Below are 20,143 nucleotides of genomic sequence, written 5' to 3' on the forward strand. Positions count from 1 at the left end.
CTCACAACCCCTGCCCCGGTTTCACGTCCTTCAACTCCATCGCCTTGGCCGGGTCGCGCATCATCTGGCCGATGATGTCCTGACGCTTGATGTCCTGTCGGTGGCGCAGCGTCAGGACGATGGCGCCGATCATGGCCACCAGCAGGATCAGGCCCGCCAGTTGGAACAGAAGGAAGTATTGATCGTAAAGAATGACACCCAGCGCCTCGGTGTTGTGACGGTCCGTCGGGACCGGTTGCGCCAGATTGGCCTCGATACCCTGCGCGCTATCCCATGCGCCAAAGGCCATGACGAACTGCATCAGGATGACCAGACCGATCAGCAGGGCCAGCGGCATATAGCGCGCCATCTCGGCCTTGAGCTCGGCAAAGTCCACGTCCAGCATCATCACCACGAACAGGAACAGCACCGCGACCGCGCCCACGTAGACGATGATCAGCAGCATCGCCACGAACTCGGCCCCCAGCAGCACGAACAGCCCCGCCGCGGACAGAAACGCCAGGATCAGCCACAGCACCGAGTGCACCGGCTGGCGGCTGATCACCGTGAACAGCCCTCCGGTTATGGCGCTGATGGCAAACAGGTAGAAGGCAAAGACGGTCATTGATCCTCATCCTCATTATCGGCCAGAACCTCTTGCGCCAGATCCAGCGCGCGGGTCATGGCCGGGATGCCGGCAAAGACCGACATCTGCCCGATCGTTTCCACGATCTCTTGTTTCTTGGCGCCCGCCTCCAACGCATGACGCACGGTCTGCCGCACGGCGGTGTCTGCCTGAGCACCCTGACAGGTCAGCCCGGCCAGCGTCAGCAGCAGGCGGGTCTTGGCGTCCAGCCCGTCGGTGTTGACGGTGTTGCCAAACATCATCTCCATGACCTCTTTCGGCATGGTTGGCCACAGCGCCTCGAACCCTTTGGGCGAGAAATTCTCCATCGCCGGGTTCATCGCCTTGGCCATGTCCTGCGCCTGCTTCATCATCAGCTCAAACGGATTAGTCGGCGTGTCACTCATCTGTACGGCGCGTCCATTTCCAGATTGCGGGCGATCTCGGCTTCCCAGCGTTCGCCGTTATCCAGCAGTTTTTGCTTGTCGTAAAACAGCTCTTCGCGGGTTTCCGTTGCGAATTCGAAGTTCGGACCTTCGACGATGGCATCGACCGGGCAGGCCTCTTGGCAGAAACCGCAATAGATGCACTTGGTCATGTCGATGTCATAGCGCGTCGTGCGGCGGCTGCCGTCCTCACGCGGTTCGGCGTCGATGGTGATAGCTTGGGCCGGGCAGATCGCCTCGCACAGTTTGCAGGCGATGCAGCGCTCCTCGCCATTGGGATAGCGGCGCAGAGCGTGTTCGCCCCGGAACCGTGGCGAAAGAGGGCCCTTTTCGTGCGGGTAGTTCACGGTAGCCTTGGGGGCGAAGAAGTACTTCAGCCCCAGCTTCATGCCGACCCAGAAGTCCTGCAGCAGAAAGTACTTGGCAGCACGGGTATAGTCGATTTGGGTCACTTCTTTCCCTCCTCTTGAATTTTGCGCTCTACCAATTCTATTGCCTGAGCTATCCCGGCCTTTATATCGCTCAATGATCTCTGTATTCCATCAAGCGTTTCTTCGGTTCGCTTGAAATGGTCGGCAAGCTCGGCTTGGGTAAGTAACTTTTTTTCCACAATCATCCCCCCACGCTCCAACGGGCAAACGCGCCCCAGAACCAATCGAACCGTGCCGCGAAGGCCACGAAGACCACCCAGACCAGCGAGAACGGCAGGAACACTTTCCAGCCCAGCCGCATCAGCTGATCATAGCGGTAGCGGGGCGTGATTGCCTTGACCATCGCGAAGAGGAAGAAGAAGAACGCCATCTTGGCGACCATCCAAAGAACGCCATCCGGCAGCCCCGGGATTGGCGACAGCCAGCCACCGAAGAACAGCAGTGTGGTCAGGGCGCACATCAGGAAGATGGCGATGTATTCCCCGGCCATGAATAGCAGGAAGGGCGTGGCCGAGTATTCGACCTGATAGCCTGCGACCAGTTCCGATTCCGCCTCGGGCAAATCAAACGGGGGCCGGTTGGTTTCGGCCAGCGCCGAGATGAAGAACAGGAAAACCATCGGGAAGTGCGGCAGCCAGTACCAGCTGAAGAACCCGAACGAGCCGTCCTGCGCGCGCACGATGTCTCCGAAGTTCATAGAACCGGTCGAGATGATGACACCGATGATGATCAGGCCGATGGAGACCTCATAGGAAATCATCTGCGCCGCAGAGCGCAGAGACCCCAGGAAAGGATACTTTGAGTTCGACGCCCAACCGCCCATAATCACGCCATAAACCTCTAACGAGGACACGGCGAACACATACAGGATCGCGACGTTCAGATCGGACAGGACCCAGCCATCGTTGAACGGGATCACCGCCCAAGCGATCATCGCCAGCACGAAAGATGTTAGCGGTGCCAGCATGAACACCGTACGGTCGGCACCCGCCGGGATCACGACCTCTTTGACCACGTATTTAAGCGCATCCGCCACTGATTGCAGCAGGCCATAGACGCCCACCACGTTTGGGCCCCGACGCATTTGGACAGCGGCCCAGATCTTGCGGTCGCCATACACAAGGAACAACAGCGAGATCATCACAAAGGCCACAACAGCAAGCACTTGTGCCAGAATGATGATGGCTATTCCGCCTGGGGTGTTAAAGAAATCAGCCATTGGTCCTCACACCGTGGGTCGTCGTGGATAGGTCAGCGGTTCGGATCATTCTGCGGCAATCCTGTCATTCTTGAGGGCCTGCGCTTGCGCCGACAACTCGGCCATCAGTTGCGAGGACCGCGCGATGGGATTGGTCAGGTAGAAATCCTTGATCGCATTTCTGAAGCTCGCATCGCCCAAGGCACCTGTCTCCAGCGGTTGAACCTCATTTTCAATCACCTCATCGACACGGGCCAGATGCGGTACCGCCTCGATCAGAGCATTGCGCAGCTGCGCCAGCGAGTCGAAGGGCAGCGTCGCCCCCAGCTCGGCCGACAAGGCGCGCAGGATGGCCCAGTTTTCCTTGGCCTCACCGGGTGCAAAACCGGCGCGCATGGCCAATTGCGGGCGGCCCTCGGTGTTCACGAACAAACCGTTTTCCTCGGTATAGGCCGCGCCCGGCAGGATCACGTCGGCGCGGTGCGCCCCCCGATCCCCGTGGCTGCCCTGATAGATCACAAAGGCCCCTTCGCCGATCTCAACCTCATCTGCGCCGAGGTTATAGATCACGTCAGCGGCGCTGATTGCCTCCATCCCGGCGTCATTGGTCGCATCCACGTCCATCGCGCCAACGCGCGCGGCAGCAGTGTGCAGGACCATCAGGCCACTTTTTGTATTTTTTGCAATGGCTTGCGCGGCGGCCAGAACGGCGGCCCCATCCGCTTCTTGCAGGGCACCCTGCCCGACGATGATCAGCGAGCGTTTGCCCTTGATCTCATCATCGCCGCCCATGTCGACAACCTTTTGCAACGCGGCGCGGTCATCGCCCATATGGTGGTATTCATAGGTCAGATCGGCCGCAGGGCCGACCAGCGCCACCTCGGCCCCATGCGCCCAAGCCTTGCGGATGCGCGCGTTCAGCACCGGCGCTTCATCGCGGGGGTTGGTGCCGATCAGCAGAATGCGCTCGGCCGAGTCGATGTCTTCGATCGCGGCGGTTCCGGCATAGGCCCCGCGATTGCCTGCTGGCAGCTTGGCTCCGTCGGTGCGACATTCAACAACGCCGCCCTGCCCTTCGATCATCTGTTTCAGTGCAAACGCGGCCTCGGCCGGGGCCAGATCGCCGACGATGCCCGCGGGCTTTGCAGCCCCCTTCAGTGCCTCGGCGGCTTTGGCCAGTGCCTCGGGCCACGTCGCCGGGCGCAGCTTGCCGTTTTCACGCACGTACGGTTTGTCCAGACGCTGACGACGCAGGCCGTCCCAAACAAACCGTGTCTTGTCGCTGATCCATTCCTCATTCACGCCATCATGGTTGCGCGGCAGGAAACGCATCACTTCGCGTCCCTTCGTGTCCACGCGGATGTTCGAGCCCAAGGCGTCCATCACATCGATGCTCTCGGTCTTGGTCAGCTCCCACGGGCGCGCCGTAAAGGCATAGGGCTTCGAGGTCAGAGCGCCAACCGGGCACAGATCGATAATGTTGCCCTGCAGGTTCGATTGCAGTGTTTCGTTCAGATACGAGGTGATCTCGGCATCCTCACCACGCCCGGTCTGACCCATCTGGGTGATCCCGGCCACTTCGGTCGTAAAGCGCACACAGCGGGTGCAGCTGATGCAACGCGTCATCGCCGTGCCCACAAGGGGCCCAAGGTCCAGATCATCCACTGCCCGCTTGGCTTCTTTAAAGCGCGAGCCCGAGACACCATAGGCCATGGCCTGATCCTGCAGATCACACTCACCACCCTGATCGCAGATCGGGCAATCCAGCGGGTGGTTGATCAGCAGAAACTCCATCACCCCTTCGCGGGCCTTTTTGACCATGGGCGAGTTCGTCTTGACCACAGGCGGCTGCCCTTCCGGCCCCGGGCGCAGGTCGCGCACCTGCATCGCGCAGGAAGCCGCAGGTTTCGGCGGGCCACCCACGACCTCAACAAGACACATCCGGCAGTTCCCGGCGATCGACAGGCGTTCATGATAGCAGAAACGCGGCACCTCGACCCCTGCCTGTTCACAGGCCTGGATCAGGGTCATCGCGCCATCGACTTCGATCTCGTGGCCGTCGATATTGATCTTGCGAAGGTCAGACATGATCTAGTTCGCCCTCAAATACACGCCAATGGCGCTGTTTCTTTCAATTTCCTTCTGCCCCAACGTGCAGAAGGAATTTGGATTGTCGTAAGAGACACCGTTTTGCGCCAGATACGCCTCGCCCTTGGCACGCATCCGGTCTTTTTCGGTATCCGATTCCACGTAGGCGCGGATTTCCTTGTCGGTATAGCCCAAATCATTGGCCTTGGATCGCAGCCCCCACATCACACTGATCGCTTTCAGACGCCGTCCGCTGATCGAGGAACAGTATTCCGAAATCTCATTTGCGATTGCGATGTAATAAAGCTCATTGTCGATTTCCTTGACATCGCGCAAAGGCGGTTTGGCATCCGCAACCGTGGGCAATGCAAGCAATGACAGCAGGGCAAGTTTCTTCACACCAGACATGACAGGTCCTTTCGTCTTGGGAAACCCAAGACGACCGGCAGCCGGGGCGCTATGCAATAACACCGCCTGCGCCCTGGTCTGATATGAAGAAATAAATGTCATGGCCGCAGGCATTTCCCCGAAAGGGTCAGTTGATCATCGGCAATGCGCAGGTTTTGCGGCTCGGTATCCGGTCCAACGTTCCAGTCGATTCTGGAGGATCCAAAGTTCTTGATGCAGAACTTGGTGGCTTCAAACCGACCTGCCTCGCGCGCGCCATCCAACGAAGACGCAACCCCATTTACAACCACAGTGAATTCTGCTGGCGTCGCTTTTTTGTCCACGGATTTCACCTTGGTCCGAAAATACTGACCATCAAACTGAACCCGGTCCGCGCGCGAATTGGCGATCCCGCAGGCCGAAACCAGCGTCAACGCCGCAATCGCGATCTTGGCCGAAGTCACCAGGCGACCGTATCCGTTGAAAACTTTCATTCTTTTACTCCGCTGCCATCGCGCCCGTTCGGCCCGATTTCTGCGCTCTTATACGGTCTTCAATCTCATCACGGAAGTTGCGGATTAGGCCCTGAATGGGCCAGGCGGCAGCGTCACCCAAAGCGCAGATCGTGTGGCCTTCGACCTGCTTGGTGACGTCAAACAGCATGTCGATCTCTTCCAGCTCGGCCTCACCACGTACCAGACGATCCATCACGCGCATCATCCAGCCGGTGCCTTCGCGGCACGGCGTACACTGGCCACAGCTTTCGTGTTTATAGAACTTGGACAGCCGCCAGATCGCCTTGATGATATCGGTGGATTTGTCCATCACGATCACCGCCGCTGTGCCCAGACCCGATCCCAGATCGTTGCGCAGATAGTCGAAATCCATGATCGCGTCGCGCATGTTCTCACCACGCACACACGGCACCGAGGACCCACCCGGAATTACCGCCAGCAGATTGTCCCAACCGCCACGAATGCCGCCGCAATGGGTTTCGATCAGTTCCTCAAAGGAAATCGACATCGCCTCTTCGACGACGCAGGGGTTGTTCACATGGCCCGAGATCGCAAACAGCTTGGTGCCCGCGTTGTTCTGACGGCCAAAGCCTGCGAACCAATCCGCGCCACGGCGCAGGATCGTCGGAACAACGGCAATCGATTCCACATTGTTCACGGTGGTCGGACAGCCATACAGACCCGCGCCCGCCGGGAACGGAGGCTTCATCCGCGGCATACCCTTCTTGCCCTCAAGGCTTTCGATCAGAGCGGTTTCTTCACCGCAGATATAGGCCCCAGCCCCGTGATGCAGGAACAGATCGAAATCCCAGCCCGAACCGGCGGCGTTCTTGCCCAGCAGCCCGGCGTCGTACGCCTCATCAATTGCGGCCTGCAGCGCCTCACGCTCGCGGATATATTCGCCGCGCAGGTAGATATAGCAGGTATGCGCGTTCATCGCGAAAGAGGCGATCAGGCAGCCCTCGATCAGCGTATGCGGATCATGGCGCATGATCTCGCGGTCCTTACAGGTGCCGGGCTCAGATTCGTCCGCATTCACCACCAGATAGGCCGGTCGACCGTCGCTTTCCTTGGGCATGAACGACCATTTCAGCCCGGTGGGAAAGCCCGCGCCACCACGGCCCCGCAGGCCCGAATCCTTCATCGTCTGAATGATCCAGTCGCGGCCCTTGTCGATCAGGCCAGCGGTGCCGTCCCAATGCCCCCGGGCCTGCGCGCCGCGCAATGTGCGCTCGTGCATCCCGTAGATGTTGGTAAAGATCCGGTCCTGATCCTTCAGCATCGCGTGTTACCTTCAGCTGTCCTGACGCATGCGCCAGAGTTGAAATATGTTGACGCCCGCATAGATGAACGCCGCCAATGCAGCGAAATCAAACAGCAGCGCGTACCGGGCCGTCAAACCCAGTGCCGGGCCGATGAACATGTTCATGGCAAGCCAGATAACCATCGTCGCGGCGATGACGATGCCGATGTGGCGGCCCTTTCGGGCTATGGCCAGTTCCTTGTCCTTGTCCATCTTCCCCCGATGCCCCAACGGGCACCCGTTTTAGTCTTCGTATGTGCCGTCTTCCTTGGCACGTTTGGCAAATTCGGTTTCCACACCTGCGGCCAGCTTGGCCGCCTGTTCGATCCAGCCATCCCGCTCGATCCGACCCTTGAACTTGAGGCGCGCATCCACCCACGCCACATGTTCCGGTGTCCAGGCCGCGATCTGGTCGTAGTGATAGAAGCCCAGTGCGTTCAATGTCTCTTCCAGCTTGGGCCCAACGCCTTTCAGCAGCTTAAGGTCATCCGGTAAGCCCCCGCGCGCTTCGGTCAGCGTCCGGGGCTTGTCTTCTTTGACCTCGGCCTGCGCAGCCTTGGCCTCGGCCGCCTGTTTCACCGCAGGTTTCGCGGGTTCAGGCGCTTTGGGCGGTTCTGCAGCGGCTGAGGCCCCGGCCTGTTTTCCGTCCTTGCCCAGCCAAGGCGTCAGGATCGGAACCTCGGTCCCGTCAATGCGCTTGACCGTATCACCCAGATCGGTCGCCAGAGCCACGCTGGCATTGTACTGCGGTTTCCCGGCCTCGTACTCGGTCAGGCTGCTGAGGCCCTTAAGCGGTTCGGCCGCATAGCGCCCGTTCTGAGGGCCCGGGGTCGGCACCTTGCCTGCCGCCAGATCGTCGATGATCTTGCCAAAGCTCTCAGCCGTCAGGTCCTCATAGTAATCCTTGCCGATCTGAGCCATCGGCGCATTGGTGCATGAGCCCAGGCATTCCACCTCTTCCCAGCTCAGTTTGCCATCGGCGGACAGCGCATGCGGTTTGGCGGCGATCTTGTCCTTGCAGACCGCAATCAGATCCTCAGCCCCGCAGATCATGCAGGACGTCGTGCCGCACACCTGAATATGCGCAACCGACCCAACGGGTTGCAACTGGAACATGAAGTAGAACGAGGCCACCTCAAGCACACGGATATAGGCCATGCCCAGCATGTCGGCGACGGATTCAATCGCCGGACGGGACAGCCAGCCCTCCTGCTCCTGCGCGCGCCACAGCAGTGGGATCACCGCACTGGCCTGACGACCTTCGGGGTATTTTGTAACCTGCGCTTCGGCCCATTGCTGGTTGGCAGCGGTGAAGGCAAAGCTTTCGGGTTGTTCGGGGTGCAGACGGCGGAGCATTAGTCAGTCGGCCCTTCGATTACTATGTTAGCTTGGCGTGTTGAACTCAAATTGCATTCAACTCCCAAATTATAGGGAGCCGCGCCTTTAACCGAAATGCTGGCAGTATATCCAAAATCCGACAGCAGTTTTGCAAGGGAACGTTCCGCGTAAATGAGCCGGTTCTTGCAGAACTCGAGCTGAGCTTCGGGAGAGTCCGGATCATAGATAGCGGGGGAGCCTTCATAAGCGTAGCCCTCCAAGAGTTGTTCTATATACTTTACGCCATCTGAAGTTTCATCCTGTAACGCATCTTGAGGAATGGGTACCTGGACACCTTGGGCAAATACCCAACTTGCCTGCACCAAGCTTACCGCGAAGACTATCAAGAATCTCACCGATCAATCTCCCCAAACACAACGTCCATAGTGCCGATGATGGCGGCAACGTCGGCCAGTTGGTGCCCTCCGGCGACGTGGTCCATGGCTTGCAGGTGCAGGAACCCGGGCGCGCGCAGTTTGGCGCGGTAGGGTTTGTTGGTGCCGTCGGCGACCAGATAGACGCCGAACTCGCCCTTGGGGGCCTCGACGGCGGCGTAGACCTCGCCGGCGGGGACGTGGAAGCCCTCGGTATAAAGCTTGAAGTGATGGATCAGGCTCTCCATCGAGGTCTTCATGTCCGACCGTTTCGGCGGAGTGATCTTGCCGCGCGCCAGAACGTCACCCGGACATTCGCGGATTTTGGCGATGGCCTGTCGGATGATGTGCAGCGACTGGCGCATCTCTTCCATGCGCACCAGATAGCGGTCATAGCAGTCGCCATTCTTGCCGACAGGAATCTGGAATTCGAATTCATCATAGCATTCATAGGGCTGCGCGCGGCGCAAATCCCAAGCCAGACCCGAGCCACGGACCATGACGCCCGAGAAGCCGTATTTCTGGATGTCATCCTCGGTCACCACGCCAATATCGGCGTTGCGCTGTTTGAAGATGCGGTTTTCGGTCAGCAACCCGTCAATATCATCCATGACGGCGGGGAATTCGTGGCTCCACGCTTCGATATCATCCAGCAGATCGTCGGGCAGATCCTGATGCACCCCACCGGGGCGGAAATAGGCAGCGTGCAGGCGGGCGCCGCAGGCACGCTCATAAAACACCATCAGCTTTTCGCGTTCTTCGAACCCCCATAGCGGCGGTGTCAGCGCCCCCACATCCATCGCCTGAGTAGTCACGTTCAGCAGGTGGTTCAGAATGCGCCCGATCTCGGAATACAGAACACGGATCAGCGAGCCCCGGCGCGGCACTTCCACACCGGTCAGCTTTTCGATGGCCAGACACCAGGCATGTTCCTGGTTCATCGGGGCCACGTAGTCCAGACGATCAAAATACGGCAGATTTTGCAGATACGTCCGGCTTTCCATCAGCTTTTCAGTACCACGGTGCAGCAAACCGATATGCGGGTCGCAGCGTTCGACAATCTCGCCGTCCAACTCAAGCACAAGGCGCAAAACACCATGCGCCGCAGGGTGTTGCGGGCCAAAGTTGATGTTGAAATTGCGGATCTTCTGCTCGCCGCTCAGCGCGTCGGTGCTGCCGTCATCGTATCTTGAGCCGTCCATCAACGCCCCCGTTTCTTCTTTGCTTCTGCCCGAACCCGGACTTTTTCAGCCTCAACCGCCTTGGCGGCGGCCCCTGCAAGCAGAACGCCCAATGCGCCCAGAATGAACAGCTCACCCATCATGTCAGCGGCGCTCCATCTCTTGCAGCTTCATCGCCATCATCCACAGCAGGACGATCACAACCGGAGAAATCACGCAGGCAAAGGCCCAGTTCTTGTTGATCCCGAAATGAGGCAGCAGTTTCAGCATCGGAACAACCGTTGCCACAACCAGAGCGATCCAGATCAGGAACTCAAACATGACTTAGGTCTCCTGTTTCTCATCCCCGGGCAGAATGTAATTCGCGCCCTCCCACGGGGACATGAAATCAAACTGCCGGTATTCCTGCACCAGGCTGACCGGCTCATACACGACGCGTTTTTCCGCCTCGTCATAGCGGACCTCGGTATAGCCCGTGGTCGGGAAGTCCTTGCGCAGCGGATAGCCGCGAAAGCCATAGTCGGTCAGGATGCGCCGCAGGTCCGGGTGGCCCGAAAACAGAATGCCGAACATGTCGAACACCTCACGCTCGAACCAGTTGGCCGAGGGGTGAACGTCAACGATCGAGGGCACCATATCCTCTTCACGGATCGAGACTCGCAGGCGGATGCGCTGATTCTGGTACATCGACAGGAAGTGATAGACCACATCGAACCGCTTGGGCCGTTCGGGGTAATCCACGCCTGTGATGTCGACCAGTGTCGAGAATTTGCAATTCTGGTCAGACCGCAGGAATTCAACGAATTCCACAATGCTGGACGGCGCCACATCCACGTTCAGCTCACCATGGGTCACATCCCAGGACAGAACGCAATCGGCCCGCTTCAATTCCAGCTGGGCGCCAAGTTCCTTGAGTGCTTCGCTCATTGTCCAACCTCCTGTGCGGATTCGGTGGAACCTTTATTGTTCGCCGGATCTGGAAACTCCCAAAAACAGTCGCTTCCACCGTGTTCCGTAGCAAGTGCTCCTAGTGTTTGCTCGATGGCGGAAATCAATCGGGCATCCGGAGTTGTCTCGACACAGCACTTCAATTCGAAACAGCCTTCATCTTGATAGCTGCACAGAATAAAGAGGAAGTCGCTAAATCCGAATTCGGCCTTTACTAGCTTCATAGCCTCGCGAGCAATCTGCCTGAACTCCTTGGCTTGCTCCTTGCTTGAAAACTCAACAGAGAATTCGAATTCAAGCTTTCGGTTCAGATCGACCCCACGATCAGCGAAACCTGCCAAAATCGCTGAGTTCTCTGCGACCAAAGTATCAGTAGGTATCGAGCCAGCAACCCCACTCATCGCACAATCGTCCCTGTGCGGCGGATTTTGCGTTGCAGCTGCATCAGGCCATACAACAACGCCTCAGCCGTCGGGGGGCAGCCGGGCACGTAGATATCCACTGGCACAATCCGGTCACATCCACGCACGACCGAATAGGAATAATGGTAGTACCCTCCGCCATTCGCACAGGACCCCATCGAGATCACATAGCGCGGCTCGGGCATCTGGTCGTAAACCTTGCGCAGCGCCGGGGCCATCTTGTTGGTCAGCGTCCCGGCCACGATCATCACATCCGACTGCCGCGGGGACGCACGCGGGGCGATGCCAAACCGTTCCGCATCATAGCGCGGCATCGAAGTGTGCATCATCTCAACCGCGCAGCAGGCCAGACCAAATGTCATCCAGTGCAGCGACCCGGTGCGCGCCCAGTTGATGATGTCCTCGGTCGAGGTCAGCAGGAACCCTTTGTCCTGCAACTCGGCGTTCAGGGCCTGGGTGGCGACTTCCTTGTCGACGCCAGCGGTGTTTGCTCCCGTCATCACTCCCATTCCAGGGCCCCCTTCTTCCATTCATAGGCAAAGCCGATGGTCAGAACGCCCAAAAACACCATCATGGACCAGAAGCCTACATCGCTGATGTCCTTGAAGCCGACAGCCCAGGGAAACAGGAACGCGATTTCCAGATCGAAGATGATGAAAAGAATCGAGACCAGATAGAATCGGACATCGAATTTCATCCGCGCATCGTCAAAGGCGTTGAAGCCACACTCATATGCGCTGACTTTTTCGGGGTCGGGGTTACGAACGGCCAGTACGACAGCGGCCAGAATCAAAACGATTCCGAGGCCGACAGCGACTGCCAGAAACACCAGAATCGGGAGGTACTCCCGCAACAGGTCTTCCACGTAGAGCTCCTTTCCTGCGCCCCCCTTGGGGATGCGCCGTCAATTGGCGTGATGACGTCACTTCCTCTATCCTTGTGGGGGCAGAGGGTCAACTGACCAGAACCGCGCAGGGCGCTAATATTCTGGTGACCTGCGATGAAATGACGACTTGCGTCCTGATTGACTGAGTCAGGTAAGGAAACAGTTAATCTTGACTGTTCCACATAGGTTTACGCCGATCAAAAAATGCGGCAATGCCTTCCTGCGCTTCGGCGGTTTCCCATCGCTCAACCAGGGATCGGATCGTGTGATCGATGGTCTGATCGTCAATTCTGGGACCCAGTTCGCGAACAAGCTGCTTGGCGGCGGCAACAGCCCCCGGCGCACAGGCCAGATAGGGCGCAACTTCGTCCTCGACCGCCTGCGCAAGGTCATCTGCCGCAACCGTTCTGGCCAGCAAGCCCAAATCAACCGCCGCGGCCGCATCGAACACGCGCGCAGACAGGAACACACGTCGCGCGCGTGCCTCGCCCATACGGGCGATGACATAGGGGCCGATGGTCGCGGGAATCAGCCCCAGCCGGGTTTCGGTCAGCCCCATAGACAGGCTCTCGACTCCAACGGCGACATCACAGACCGAAGCCAGACCAACGCCGCCGCCAAAAGCATTGCCTTGTAGCGCTCCGATCAGTGGTTTGGGCAATGTGTTCAACGCCTGCAGCATTTCCGCCAGCTTGCGGGCCTCAACAAACCGCGTCTCAGAGTCGGCGGCCATCTGATCCTGCATCCAGCCCAGATCGCCTCCAGCGCAAAAGCTCTTGCCTGCGCCGGTCAAGACAACCACCCGAACCGATGTATCCGTACCCAACTGCGCTGCAGCTTGCGTCAACTCGGAAATCATCCGCGCGGACATGGCATTGTGTTTTTCCGGGCGGTTCAGTGTCAGCGTTGCAACGCCCCGCCCGTCCTGGCTCACCGAAATCGTTTCAAACATAAGTTATTGTGCCCTCATGGTGCGGGCCGTATGAGCGGCCTCTTCAACGACGGCCAAATCAATCCCTGTCTCATATCCCAACCGTTCAAGATGCGAGACGACGGCTTCGGTCGCGACGTTGCCCGAAGCGCCGGGCGCATAAGGGCATCCGCCCAAGCCGCCAACGGCCGAATCGAAGGCACGCACACCCAGCGCCAGCGCGGCATCTATATTGTCGATAGCCCGCCCGTTGGTGTCATGGAAATGACCGGCCAACCGCGTGACGGGCACCCTTTCCCGCACGGCCAATAGCATATGTGCGACAGTATCCGGTGTGCCCTGTCCAATCGTATCGCCCAACGAAATCTCATAACACCCCAGCGCGAACAGCTTGTCGGCAAGCTCGGCCACTTTTTCGGGCGGCGTGGGGCCATCATAGGGGCAGTCGGTGACACAGGACACATAGCCGCGCACCGGCAGATCAATATGGCGGGCCGCTTCCAGAATGGGGGTAAACCGTTCGATGGATTCGGCCACTGACGCATTGATGTTGGCTTGCGAGAATCCCTCGGACGCCGACGCAAATACCGCAATCTCATCCGCTTTCGCCGCCAGCGCGTCATTATAGCCGCGCATATTCGGCGTCAGCGCACCATAGCGTACGCCCTCTGCCCGCGTAATCCCGGCCAGCACCTCGGCACTGCCTGCCATCTGCGGCACCCATTTCGGAGACACGAAACTGGCGACCTCAATCCGGTTGAACCCGGCCTTGCTGAGACAATCGATCAGGGCCACTTTCTCGGCCACAGGGATCTCGCGCTGCTCGTTTTGCAGGCCATCGCGCGGACCCACCTCGAAAATCTCAACCCGCTCTTTCATCTGCGCTTCCCTCCCAGCTTCTTCTCGTTCCAAATACGGATAACCCGACTGTGCCACGCAATGCGACGTCGGGACAGATCAATCCTCTTGCAACCGAACCAAAGCTGCTCCGGCCTCAACCTGTGCGCCATCTTCGGCCAGCACCTCGGCCACCACACCATCCCGGGCAGCAAGCAGCGAATGCTCCATCTTCATGGCCTCAAGAATGGCAAGCCTGTCGCCCTCTTTCACCGCCTGTCCGACCGAGGCGAACACCGTCTTCACCAAACCGGGCATAGGCGCTTCGATCACATTGGTATCGCCGGCGGCACTGGTGTCGCGGTCCAGCGGGTCAACGATGTCAAAGCTGCAACCGTATCCGTCAAAAACAGTCACCCGCATGCCCGCCAGCGACACGCGCGGCATGGGGGCCCCACCAATGGTCCAAACCTGCCCGCTGCGCTGCGCCACAACTGTTTGCTCGCCCAGTTGCCAGACTTGCCGGTTCGGGCCTTCGACCTGCACGTCCAGATCGATCAGCTCATCCCCCCTTAGCTGAACGGCGCGGTGCAGCGGCGCCCATAGCGAGAACCCTGTTTCCTCCGCAGGCTCAACCAAATCCAGCGCGGTCATGGCAGCGGCCACGCACAGTTCTGCCGTTACCGGGTTGTCCTGCGTCAGTTCCTCAAGATCCCGCCCAATCAACCCGGTATCCACGTCTCCGGCGGCAAATCCCTTGTGACGGGTCAGCGCGCCCAAAAAGGTCAGATTGGTGGCCGTACCCGCCACTTCGGTCTGACGCAGGGCTCGGTGCAATTGTTCCAGCGCCACAGCGCGCGTTGGACCGTGTACGATGACCTTTGCAATCATCGGATCATACCACGGGCTGATCGTATCACCCGCACGTACGCCACTGTCGGCACGACAGGCACGCGGAAACTGTAAATGGGTCAGAGTCCCCGTTGCCGGCAAAAACCCCTTGGGTACATCCTCGGCATAAAGCCGCGCCTCAAAGGCGTGGCCGTCAATCGCCAGCTCTCCCTGTGACTTCGGCAGTGCCTCACCCGAAGCGACCCGCAATTGCCACTCAACCAGATCAATCCCTGTAATCGCCTCGGTCACCGGATGTTCGACCTGCAAGCGGGTGTTCATCTCCATGAACCAGAACCGGTCAGGCCGCAGCCCGTCCGAGGCATCGACGATGAACTCAACCGTGCCCGCACCCTTGTAGCCAATGGCCTCAGCCGCGCGCACCCCTGCCTGCCCCATCGCCTGCCGCATTTCGGCGGTCATGCCGGGGGCCGGGGCCTCTTCGATCACCTTCTGATGCCGCCGCTGCAACGAACAGTCCCGTTCGAACAGATGCACGGCATGGGTGCCGTCACCAAAGACCTGAACTTCGATATGGCGCGGCTTGGCAACGAATTTCTCAACCAATACCGCATCATTGCCGAAGGCCGTCCGCGCCTCGCCCCGCGCGCTGTCCAGCGCCTGCAGGAAATCTTCGGGCCGCTCGACAAGCCGCATCCCCTTGCCGCCGCCGCCCGCAACCGCCTTGATCAGCACCGGATAGCCAATAGCCTCGGCAGCACCGGCCAGATGCTCGGCGTCCTGATTGTCGCCGTGATAGCCTGGCACGACCGGCACACCCGCCTGTTCCATCAGCACCTTGGCCGCGTCCTTGAGGCCCATCTTGCGGATCGCATCCGCGGATGGACCGATGAACGTCAGCCCTGCCGCCTCAACCGCATCCACGAAATCCGGGTTCTCGGACAGGAAGCCATAGCCGGGATGTATCGCCTGCGCGCCAGTGTCCAAGGCGGCCTGAATGATCACGTCGCCTTTCAGATAGCTTTCAGCCGGAGCCGCGCCGCCGATATGCACAGCCTCATCGGCCATCTGCATATGTTTGGACGAGGCATCAGCATCGGAATAAACCGCAACGCAGGACACCCCCATTTTCTGAGCGGTTTCGATCACACGGCAGGCGATCTCGCCCCGGTTGGCAATCAGGATTTTGTTGAACATGGCCTACCCCTCAACAGCCAGATCTTCGACAAGACGAAACCGCTCGCAAAGCAGTTCCATCTTGGGATCGAACCCGCCATTTCGCTCGAAATACCGGCGGTGATCCGCGCGCCATCCCTCAAGCGTTTCATTCTCACCCTCAGCCAACGCGAAATCCTCGGTCACGTCGCAATATCGACAAATCGAGACCTTGACTGTTTCGATGACTAAAGCCGGTCGGCCATCCCATTCCAGAGCGATATCGCGCCGCCCTACAACCGGAGTGTCCGCGCTGCCTTCGGGATAATCGCGCAACGCACCGCAGGTTGCGGTTTTCTTACCTGTACGCACCAGGGCCAAAAGTTTTGCACTCAAGGCCGCGCCGTCACCAAATTTGAAGGTTTGCGCGCCAGGGTATTGGGCCAAGACATCTTTTAAGGTCATACGCATCACATCCTGAACACGCCGAAACGTGTCTCCTCAATCGGGGCGTTCAACGCAGCGCTCAGCGACAATGCCAGCACATCGCGGGACTTGCGCGGGTCGATGATGCCGTCATCCCACAGCCGTGCCGAGGCATAAAGCGGGTGCGATTGTTCCTCGAACATCTCCAGTGTCGGGCGCTTGAACTCGGCCTCTTCCTCGGCAGACCACGTGCCCCCTTGCCGCTCGATCCCGTCACGCTTGACGGTGGCCAACACTCCCGCCGCCTGTTCCCCGCCCATCACCGAAATCCGCGAGTTCGGCCATGTCCACAGGAAACGCGGCTGATAGGCCCGCCCGGCCATGCCATAGTTCCCCGCACCAAACGAGCCTCCGACCAGCATTGTGATCTTGGGCACCGAGGTTGTCGCTACCGCCGTCACCATCTTGGCCCCATGCCGCGCGATGCCTTCGTTTTCGTATTTCCGACCGACCATGAACCCGGTGATATTCTGCAGGAACACCAGAGGGATGCGGCGCTGCGAACACAGCTCCACAAAATGCGCGCCCTTTTGCGCGGCCTCGGAAAACAGCACGCCGTTATTCGCAATGATCCCCACCGGGCAACCTTTGACATGGGCGAACCCGGTCACCAGTGTCTCACCGAACCGAGGCTTGAACTCATCGAACCGAGAGACATCGACCAGCCGCGCAATCACCTCGCGAATGTCATAGGGCGTGCGCAGATCGGCGGGGACCACACCGAGGATTTCCTCGGGGTCATAGGCCGGGTCCTCGGGGCTGGCCCAATCCACACTCTGCGGTGTGCGCAGGTTCAGCGATCCCACCGCCCGCCGCGCGAGCGCGAGCGCATGGGCGTCATCCTCGGCCAGATAATCCGCGACACCGGACAGGCGCGTATGCACATCACCTCCGCCCAAATCCTCGGCGCTGACGACCTCACCCGTCGCGGCCTTGACCAAAGGCGGCCCGGCCAGAAAGATCGTGCCCTGTTCCTTGACGATGATCGTCACATCCGACATCGCGGGCACATAGGCCCCGCCAGCCGTGCATGACCCCATGACCACAGCGATCTGAGCAATCCCCTTGGCACTCATCCGCGCTTGGTTATAGAAGATGCGGCCAAAGTGGTCGCGGTCGGGGAACACCTCATCCTGATTGGGCAGGTTCGCGCCGCCGCTATCCACCAGATAGATGCAGGGCAGATGGTTCTCCTCAGCAATCTCCTGCGCGCGGAGGTGTTTTTTGACGGTTATCGGGTAGTACGTACCGCCCTTCACGGTGGCATCGTTGCAGACCACCATGACCTCACGCCCCTGTACCCGGCCAATCCCCGCGATCACACCGGCACAAGGTGCGGCGTCGCCATACATCCCATGCGCCGCCGTCGCGCCGATCTCAAGAAACGGAGATCCCGGGTCCAGCAGGTTCGCCACCCTGCGCCGGGGGAGCATCTTGCCCCGAGATTCATGCCGCGCGCGGGATTTCTCACCGCCGCCCATGCGGGCGGCCTCGGCAGCTGTTGAGATTTGCGCGAGGGCGTCGAGGTGGGCCGCGCGGTTTGCCTTGAAGCCCTCAGAGGCGGGCATGGCTTTGGATGTGAGTTTCATTGATCCTCCTGAGGTGCAGCGGGCACAAAGGTCCTAGATATCAGGCTACTTCTAAGTTTCTCGCCGAAGGACAAGAGATGAACGGCGACCTGATCAGCGAAAGCTCTCATTCGATGGCCTCTACTTTAAGCAATTTGCACGTCATCGCGGCTGCTGGGTAAGCGAACAGGATAATCAACAATAAGAAGCCGAGGAAATTCGGTTCAACGCCTCCTCTCGCTTCGTGAAAATAGCTGGTTGCGCCAAACTGTGAGAAAAAAACCGCGCCAACACCACCACCGAACACAAACATGAAAACGCTTAGAGTTAGAACAAAGTTGTAACGGCGCCCTCTCTCAAACTGCAAAATAGTGTTACATGATGGGCATGCCGCCCCTTCCTTTTTGCCCAAGCGTTTGCTTCGGCGGAGAGCTTTGAACAACATATTCTGTGAAATTTTGGCAGCGCATACGGGACACTTGGTCATGTAAGGATGCCGAATAGCTTGCCAGATCAGCCAATTCAGACGGTTTGGAAAAGTATCAGCAGCCACTTTCAACCTCCCTCGTCGCCCGCACCTTCAATTCCTTCCGAATAACCTTCCCTGTCACCGTCATCGGCAATTCCTCCAAAAACGCCACCTCACGTGGATAGGAATACTGCGCCAGACGTTCCTTGACCCAGTCCTGCAACTCCGCGCCAGACGCCTCAGCCCCCGGTTTTAACACCACATAGGCCTTCACGATCTCGGTTCGCAGAGGGTCAGGCTTCCCGACCACGCCCACCGTTGCCACCGCCGGGTGGGTCAGCAGGCAGTCCTCAATCTCTGCAGGGCCAATCCGATATCCGGCGGACGTAATCACGTCGTCATCGCGCCCCACGAAGCGCAGATAGTCATCCTCCCACACGCCGCGGTCGCCGGTGATCAGCCAGTCACCGCGAAACTTCTGCGCGGTCTCTTCGGGCCGGTTCCAGTATTCCAGCAGCATCGAGGCCGAGCCGCGCCGGATGGCAACGTCGCCCTCTTCACTGGTCGGGTTCCCCGTCTCGTCGATCACCGCCACGTCATGCCCCGGCACCGGTTTGCCGATACAGCCGGGGCGCACCGGGAAATCCTGCGCGCAAGAGGACACGACCATGTTGCATTCGGTCTGCCCGTAGAATTCGTTGATCGTCAGATCGAACGCCTTTTGCCCCCAGGCCAGCATCTCGGCCCCCAGCGGCTCACCGCCCGAGGCGACCGAGCGCAGGCCGGGGATGCTCTGATCCGCCGCTTTCAGCATCCGCAGCGCGGTGGGCGGAAAGAATACGTTGCGCACGCCGCCGCGCGCGATCACATCGGCGCAGGCCTCGGGGGCGAACTTCTCAAGCCGCGCAGCCACCACGGGAATGCCCAGCGCGAGGCCCGGCATCAACACATCGAACAGCCCCCCAATCCAGGCCCAGTCGGCGGGGGTCCACAGACAGTCACCGTCGCGCAGGTGGTTGTGGCTGATCGAAACGCCCGGCAGGTGGCCTGTCAGGACGCGGTGCCCGTGCAAGGCCCCCTTGGGACTGCCCGTGGTGCCGGAGGTATAGATCAACACCGCCGGGTCCTCAGGGCCGGTATCTGCGCAGGGCAACGGATCATCCGAGGGCGCGATCTGATCAACCCGCAATGAACGCGCCAGATCGCCCAGCAGCGCCTCTCCCTCGGCATCCGTCAGAACCACCTGCGCCCCGGCATCGCCCACCCGAGAGGCCAGCGCGTCATGTTTGAACAGCTTGAACAGCGGCACCGAGATCGCACCCAGTTTCCAGATCGCCAGATGAGCTGCCGCACACCACGGGGACTGGCTGAGCAATACACCGACCCGATCGCCCGCGCGGACCTGTGGCTGCAGCCTCCGCGCGATACCATCGGTCATCCGCTTGAGCTGGGCATACGTCACATCTTCTCGGGCATCCCCGGTTAGATCGATGATAGCGACCCGTTCAGCGGACTGAGCGAGGCATTGCTGGGCCATGTTGAGACGATCAGGAATGTCCCAGACCCCAGGTTTTTGCATATCCGCCATGCTTTTTGCGGGGCTCATGCGCTAACCCCCGATTTCTTTGTTGTTTTCCGAACACACCGGACCACGGGCAATAACGAAAACTTGATACAGATCAGAG

Annotated in this window: 26 protein-coding genes; all 26 read right to left on the bottom strand. The window is 59.5% G+C overall.

What is annotated here, in order from left to right; all coding sequences use genetic code 11:
• Position 1 precedes the first annotated feature (1 nt).
• Positions 2–604, bottom strand: a complete 603-nt coding sequence (locus tag ACRZ94_RS03125) for an NADH-quinone oxidoreductase subunit J (RefSeq protein ID WP_480650381.1) — start codon at positions 602–604, stop codon at positions 2–4.
• Entirely contained in the window at positions 601–1,011 is a 411-nt protein-coding gene (locus tag ACRZ94_RS03130; protein ID WP_480650380.1) for a carboxymuconolactone decarboxylase family protein, read from the bottom strand. The genes ACRZ94_RS03125 and ACRZ94_RS03130 overlap by 4 nt, the downstream gene beginning before the upstream one ends.
• Positions 1,008–1,502 (bottom strand): NADH-quinone oxidoreductase subunit NuoI, encoded by a 495-nt coding sequence (nuoI, locus tag ACRZ94_RS03135; protein ID WP_170397042.1) that lies wholly within the window; start codon positions 1,500–1,502, stop codon positions 1,008–1,010. Before nuoI ends, ACRZ94_RS03130 begins: the two co-directional genes overlap by 4 nt.
• Complete coding sequence (locus ACRZ94_RS03140; protein ID WP_480796645.1) at positions 1,499–1,666, bottom strand: hypothetical protein; 168 nt, start codon at positions 1,664–1,666, stop codon at positions 1,499–1,501. The genes nuoI and ACRZ94_RS03140 overlap by 4 nt, the downstream gene beginning before the upstream one ends.
• Entirely contained in the window at positions 1,663–2,700 is a 1,038-nt protein-coding gene (gene nuoH, locus ACRZ94_RS03145) for an NADH-quinone oxidoreductase subunit NuoH (protein ID WP_480650378.1), read from the bottom strand. Before nuoH ends, ACRZ94_RS03140 begins: the two co-directional genes overlap by 4 nt.
• Before the next feature lie 45 nt (positions 2,701–2,745).
• A complete protein-coding gene (nuoG, locus tag ACRZ94_RS03150; RefSeq protein WP_480796646.1) occupies positions 2,746–4,767 on the bottom strand; it encodes an NADH-quinone oxidoreductase subunit NuoG in 2,022 nt (673 codons plus the stop codon).
• 3 nt (positions 4,768–4,770) lie between these two features.
• Positions 4,771–5,175 (bottom strand): DUF5333 domain-containing protein, encoded by a 405-nt coding sequence (locus tag ACRZ94_RS03155; RefSeq protein WP_480650376.1) that lies wholly within the window; start codon positions 5,173–5,175, stop codon positions 4,771–4,773.
• Positions 5,176–5,273: 98 nt separating this feature from the next.
• On the bottom strand, positions 5,274–5,648 hold the full coding sequence (locus tag ACRZ94_RS03160; protein WP_480650375.1) for a hypothetical protein: 375 nt from the start codon (positions 5,646–5,648) through the stop codon (positions 5,274–5,276).
• Between the two features lie 4 nt (positions 5,649–5,652).
• Complete coding sequence (gene nuoF, locus ACRZ94_RS03165) at positions 5,653–6,951, bottom strand: NADH-quinone oxidoreductase subunit NuoF (RefSeq protein ID WP_480650374.1); 1,299 nt, start codon at positions 6,949–6,951, stop codon at positions 5,653–5,655.
• A gap of 12 nt (positions 6,952–6,963) precedes the next feature.
• Entirely contained in the window at positions 6,964–7,185 is a 222-nt protein-coding gene (locus ACRZ94_RS03170) for a DUF5337 domain-containing protein (protein WP_480796647.1), read from the bottom strand.
• Positions 7,186–7,215: 30 nt separating this feature from the next.
• The gene (nuoE, locus tag ACRZ94_RS03175) at positions 7,216–8,328 is read right to left on the bottom strand and encodes an NADH-quinone oxidoreductase subunit NuoE (protein ID WP_480796648.1); all 1,113 of its coding nucleotides are present in this window, start codon (positions 8,326–8,328) and stop codon (positions 7,216–7,218) included.
• Entirely contained in the window at positions 8,328–8,705 is a 378-nt protein-coding gene (locus ACRZ94_RS03180; RefSeq protein ID WP_480796649.1) for a hypothetical protein, read from the bottom strand. Before ACRZ94_RS03180 ends, nuoE begins: the two co-directional genes overlap by 1 nt.
• On the bottom strand, positions 8,702–9,925 hold the full coding sequence (locus ACRZ94_RS03185) for an NADH-quinone oxidoreductase subunit D (RefSeq protein ID WP_480796650.1): 1,224 nt from the start codon (positions 9,923–9,925) through the stop codon (positions 8,702–8,704). The genes ACRZ94_RS03180 and ACRZ94_RS03185 overlap by 4 nt, the downstream gene beginning before the upstream one ends.
• Positions 9,925–10,047 (bottom strand): hypothetical protein, encoded by a 123-nt coding sequence (locus tag ACRZ94_RS03190; RefSeq protein WP_480796651.1) that lies wholly within the window; start codon positions 10,045–10,047, stop codon positions 9,925–9,927. Before ACRZ94_RS03190 ends, ACRZ94_RS03185 begins: the two co-directional genes overlap by 1 nt.
• A 1-nt stretch (position 10,048) precedes the next feature.
• Complete coding sequence (locus tag ACRZ94_RS03195; RefSeq protein ID WP_480650368.1) at positions 10,049–10,225, bottom strand: hypothetical protein; 177 nt, start codon at positions 10,223–10,225, stop codon at positions 10,049–10,051.
• A 3-nt stretch (positions 10,226–10,228) separates the two neighbouring features.
• The gene (locus tag ACRZ94_RS03200; protein ID WP_480650367.1) at positions 10,229–10,831 is read right to left on the bottom strand and encodes an NADH-quinone oxidoreductase subunit C; all 603 of its coding nucleotides are present in this window, start codon (positions 10,829–10,831) and stop codon (positions 10,229–10,231) included.
• A complete protein-coding gene (locus tag ACRZ94_RS03205) occupies positions 10,828–11,253 on the bottom strand; it encodes a ribonuclease E inhibitor RraB (protein WP_480796652.1) in 426 nt (141 codons plus the stop codon). The genes ACRZ94_RS03200 and ACRZ94_RS03205 overlap by 4 nt, the downstream gene beginning before the upstream one ends.
• Positions 11,250–11,783 carry a NuoB/complex I 20 kDa subunit family protein gene (locus ACRZ94_RS03210; RefSeq protein WP_037307875.1) on the bottom strand — a complete coding sequence of 178 codons (534 nt, stop codon included), beginning with the start codon at positions 11,781–11,783 and terminating at the stop codon, positions 11,250–11,252. The genes ACRZ94_RS03205 and ACRZ94_RS03210 overlap by 4 nt, the downstream gene beginning before the upstream one ends.
• Positions 11,774–12,139 carry an NADH-quinone oxidoreductase subunit A gene (locus tag ACRZ94_RS03215; RefSeq protein WP_050602775.1) on the bottom strand — a complete coding sequence of 122 codons (366 nt, stop codon included), beginning with the start codon at positions 12,137–12,139 and terminating at the stop codon, positions 11,774–11,776. The genes ACRZ94_RS03210 and ACRZ94_RS03215 overlap by 10 nt, the downstream gene beginning before the upstream one ends.
• A gap of 184 nt (positions 12,140–12,323) precedes the next feature.
• A complete protein-coding gene (locus ACRZ94_RS03220; protein WP_480796653.1) occupies positions 12,324–13,112 on the bottom strand; it encodes a crotonase/enoyl-CoA hydratase family protein in 789 nt (262 codons plus the stop codon).
• A gap of 3 nt (positions 13,113–13,115) precedes the next feature.
• The gene (locus ACRZ94_RS03225; protein WP_480796654.1) at positions 13,116–13,970 is read right to left on the bottom strand and encodes a hydroxymethylglutaryl-CoA lyase; all 855 of its coding nucleotides are present in this window, start codon (positions 13,968–13,970) and stop codon (positions 13,116–13,118) included.
• A 78-nt stretch (positions 13,971–14,048) separates the two neighbouring features.
• Positions 14,049–15,977: an acetyl/propionyl/methylcrotonyl-CoA carboxylase subunit alpha gene (locus ACRZ94_RS03230; RefSeq protein WP_480650364.1), complete on the bottom strand. Its 1,929-nt coding sequence runs from the start codon at positions 15,975–15,977 to the stop codon at positions 14,049–14,051.
• A 3-nt stretch (positions 15,978–15,980) separates the two neighbouring features.
• Positions 15,981–16,406 carry an ASCH domain-containing protein gene (locus ACRZ94_RS03235; RefSeq protein ID WP_480650363.1) on the bottom strand — a complete coding sequence of 142 codons (426 nt, stop codon included), beginning with the start codon at positions 16,404–16,406 and terminating at the stop codon, positions 15,981–15,983.
• Complete coding sequence (locus ACRZ94_RS03240; RefSeq protein ID WP_480650362.1) at positions 16,406–18,010, bottom strand: carboxyl transferase domain-containing protein; 1,605 nt, start codon at positions 18,008–18,010, stop codon at positions 16,406–16,408. The genes ACRZ94_RS03235 and ACRZ94_RS03240 overlap by 1 nt, the downstream gene beginning before the upstream one ends.
• 106 nt (positions 18,011–18,116) lie before the next feature.
• Entirely contained in the window at positions 18,117–18,542 is a 426-nt protein-coding gene (locus ACRZ94_RS03245; protein ID WP_480650361.1) for a hypothetical protein, read from the bottom strand.
• A complete protein-coding gene (locus ACRZ94_RS03250) occupies positions 18,532–20,064 on the bottom strand; it encodes an AMP-binding protein (RefSeq protein WP_480650360.1) in 1,533 nt (510 codons plus the stop codon). Before ACRZ94_RS03250 ends, ACRZ94_RS03245 begins: the two co-directional genes overlap by 11 nt.
• Positions 20,065–20,143 lie beyond the last annotated feature (79 nt).

This window comes from Ruegeria sp. CH10, assembly GCF_056537125.1.

Excerpts from the sequence above, each read along its gene's own strand:
- ACRZ94_RS03125 (WP_480650381.1), bottom strand. The coding sequence starts at position 604 with ATGACCGTCTTTGCCTTCTACCTGTTTGCCATCAGCGCCATAACCGGA.
- ACRZ94_RS03130 (WP_480650380.1), bottom strand. The coding sequence starts at position 1,011 with ATGAGTGACACGCCGACTAATCCGTTTGAGCTGATGATGAAGCAGGCG.
- ACRZ94_RS03140 (WP_480796645.1), bottom strand. The coding sequence starts at position 1,666 with ATGATTGTGGAAAAAAAGTTACTTACCCAAGCCGAGCTTGCCGACCAT.
- nuoH (WP_480650378.1), bottom strand. The coding sequence starts at position 2,700 with ATGGCTGATTTCTTTAACACCCCAGGCGGAATAGCCATCATCATTCTG.
- nuoG (WP_480796646.1), bottom strand. The coding sequence starts at position 4,767 with ATGTCTGACCTTCGCAAGATCAATATCGACGGCCACGAGATCGAAGTC.
- ACRZ94_RS03155 (WP_480650376.1), bottom strand. The coding sequence starts at position 5,175 with ATGTCTGGTGTGAAGAAACTTGCCCTGCTGTCATTGCTTGCATTGCCC.
- ACRZ94_RS03160 (WP_480650375.1), bottom strand. The coding sequence starts at position 5,648 with ATGAAAGTTTTCAACGGATACGGTCGCCTGGTGACTTCGGCCAAGATC.
- nuoF (WP_480650374.1), bottom strand. The coding sequence starts at position 6,951 with ATGCTGAAGGATCAGGACCGGATCTTTACCAACATCTACGGGATGCAC.
- ACRZ94_RS03170 (WP_480796647.1), bottom strand. The coding sequence starts at position 7,185 with ATGGACAAGGACAAGGAACTGGCCATAGCCCGAAAGGGCCGCCACATC.
- nuoE (WP_480796648.1), bottom strand. The coding sequence starts at position 8,328 with ATGCTCCGCCGTCTGCACCCCGAACAACCCGAAAGCTTTGCCTTCACC.
- ACRZ94_RS03185 (WP_480796650.1), bottom strand. The coding sequence starts at position 9,925 with ATGGACGGCTCAAGATACGATGACGGCAGCACCGACGCGCTGAGCGGC.
- ACRZ94_RS03190 (WP_480796651.1), bottom strand. The coding sequence starts at position 10,047 with ATGATGGGTGAGCTGTTCATTCTGGGCGCATTGGGCGTTCTGCTTGCA.
- ACRZ94_RS03195 (WP_480650368.1), bottom strand. The coding sequence starts at position 10,225 with ATGTTTGAGTTCCTGATCTGGATCGCTCTGGTTGTGGCAACGGTTGTT.
- ACRZ94_RS03200 (WP_480650367.1), bottom strand. The coding sequence starts at position 10,831 with ATGAGCGAAGCACTCAAGGAACTTGGCGCCCAGCTGGAATTGAAGCGG.
- ACRZ94_RS03205 (WP_480796652.1), bottom strand. The coding sequence starts at position 11,253 with ATGAGTGGGGTTGCTGGCTCGATACCTACTGATACTTTGGTCGCAGAG.
- ACRZ94_RS03210 (WP_037307875.1), bottom strand. The coding sequence starts at position 11,783 with ATGGGAGTGATGACGGGAGCAAACACCGCTGGCGTCGACAAGGAAGTC.
- ACRZ94_RS03220 (WP_480796653.1), bottom strand. The coding sequence starts at position 13,112 with ATGTTTGAAACGATTTCGGTGAGCCAGGACGGGCGGGGCGTTGCAACG.
- ACRZ94_RS03225 (WP_480796654.1), bottom strand. The coding sequence starts at position 13,970 with ATGAAAGAGCGGGTTGAGATTTTCGAGGTGGGTCCGCGCGATGGCCTG.
- ACRZ94_RS03230 (WP_480650364.1), bottom strand. The coding sequence starts at position 15,977 with ATGTTCAACAAAATCCTGATTGCCAACCGGGGCGAGATCGCCTGCCGT.
- ACRZ94_RS03235 (WP_480650363.1), bottom strand. The coding sequence starts at position 16,406 with ATGCGTATGACCTTAAAAGATGTCTTGGCCCAATACCCTGGCGCGCAA.
- ACRZ94_RS03240 (WP_480650362.1), bottom strand. The coding sequence starts at position 18,010 with ATGAAACTCACATCCAAAGCCATGCCCGCCTCTGAGGGCTTCAAGGCA.
- ACRZ94_RS03250 (WP_480650360.1), bottom strand. The coding sequence starts at position 20,064 with ATGAGCCCCGCAAAAAGCATGGCGGATATGCAAAAACCTGGGGTCTGG.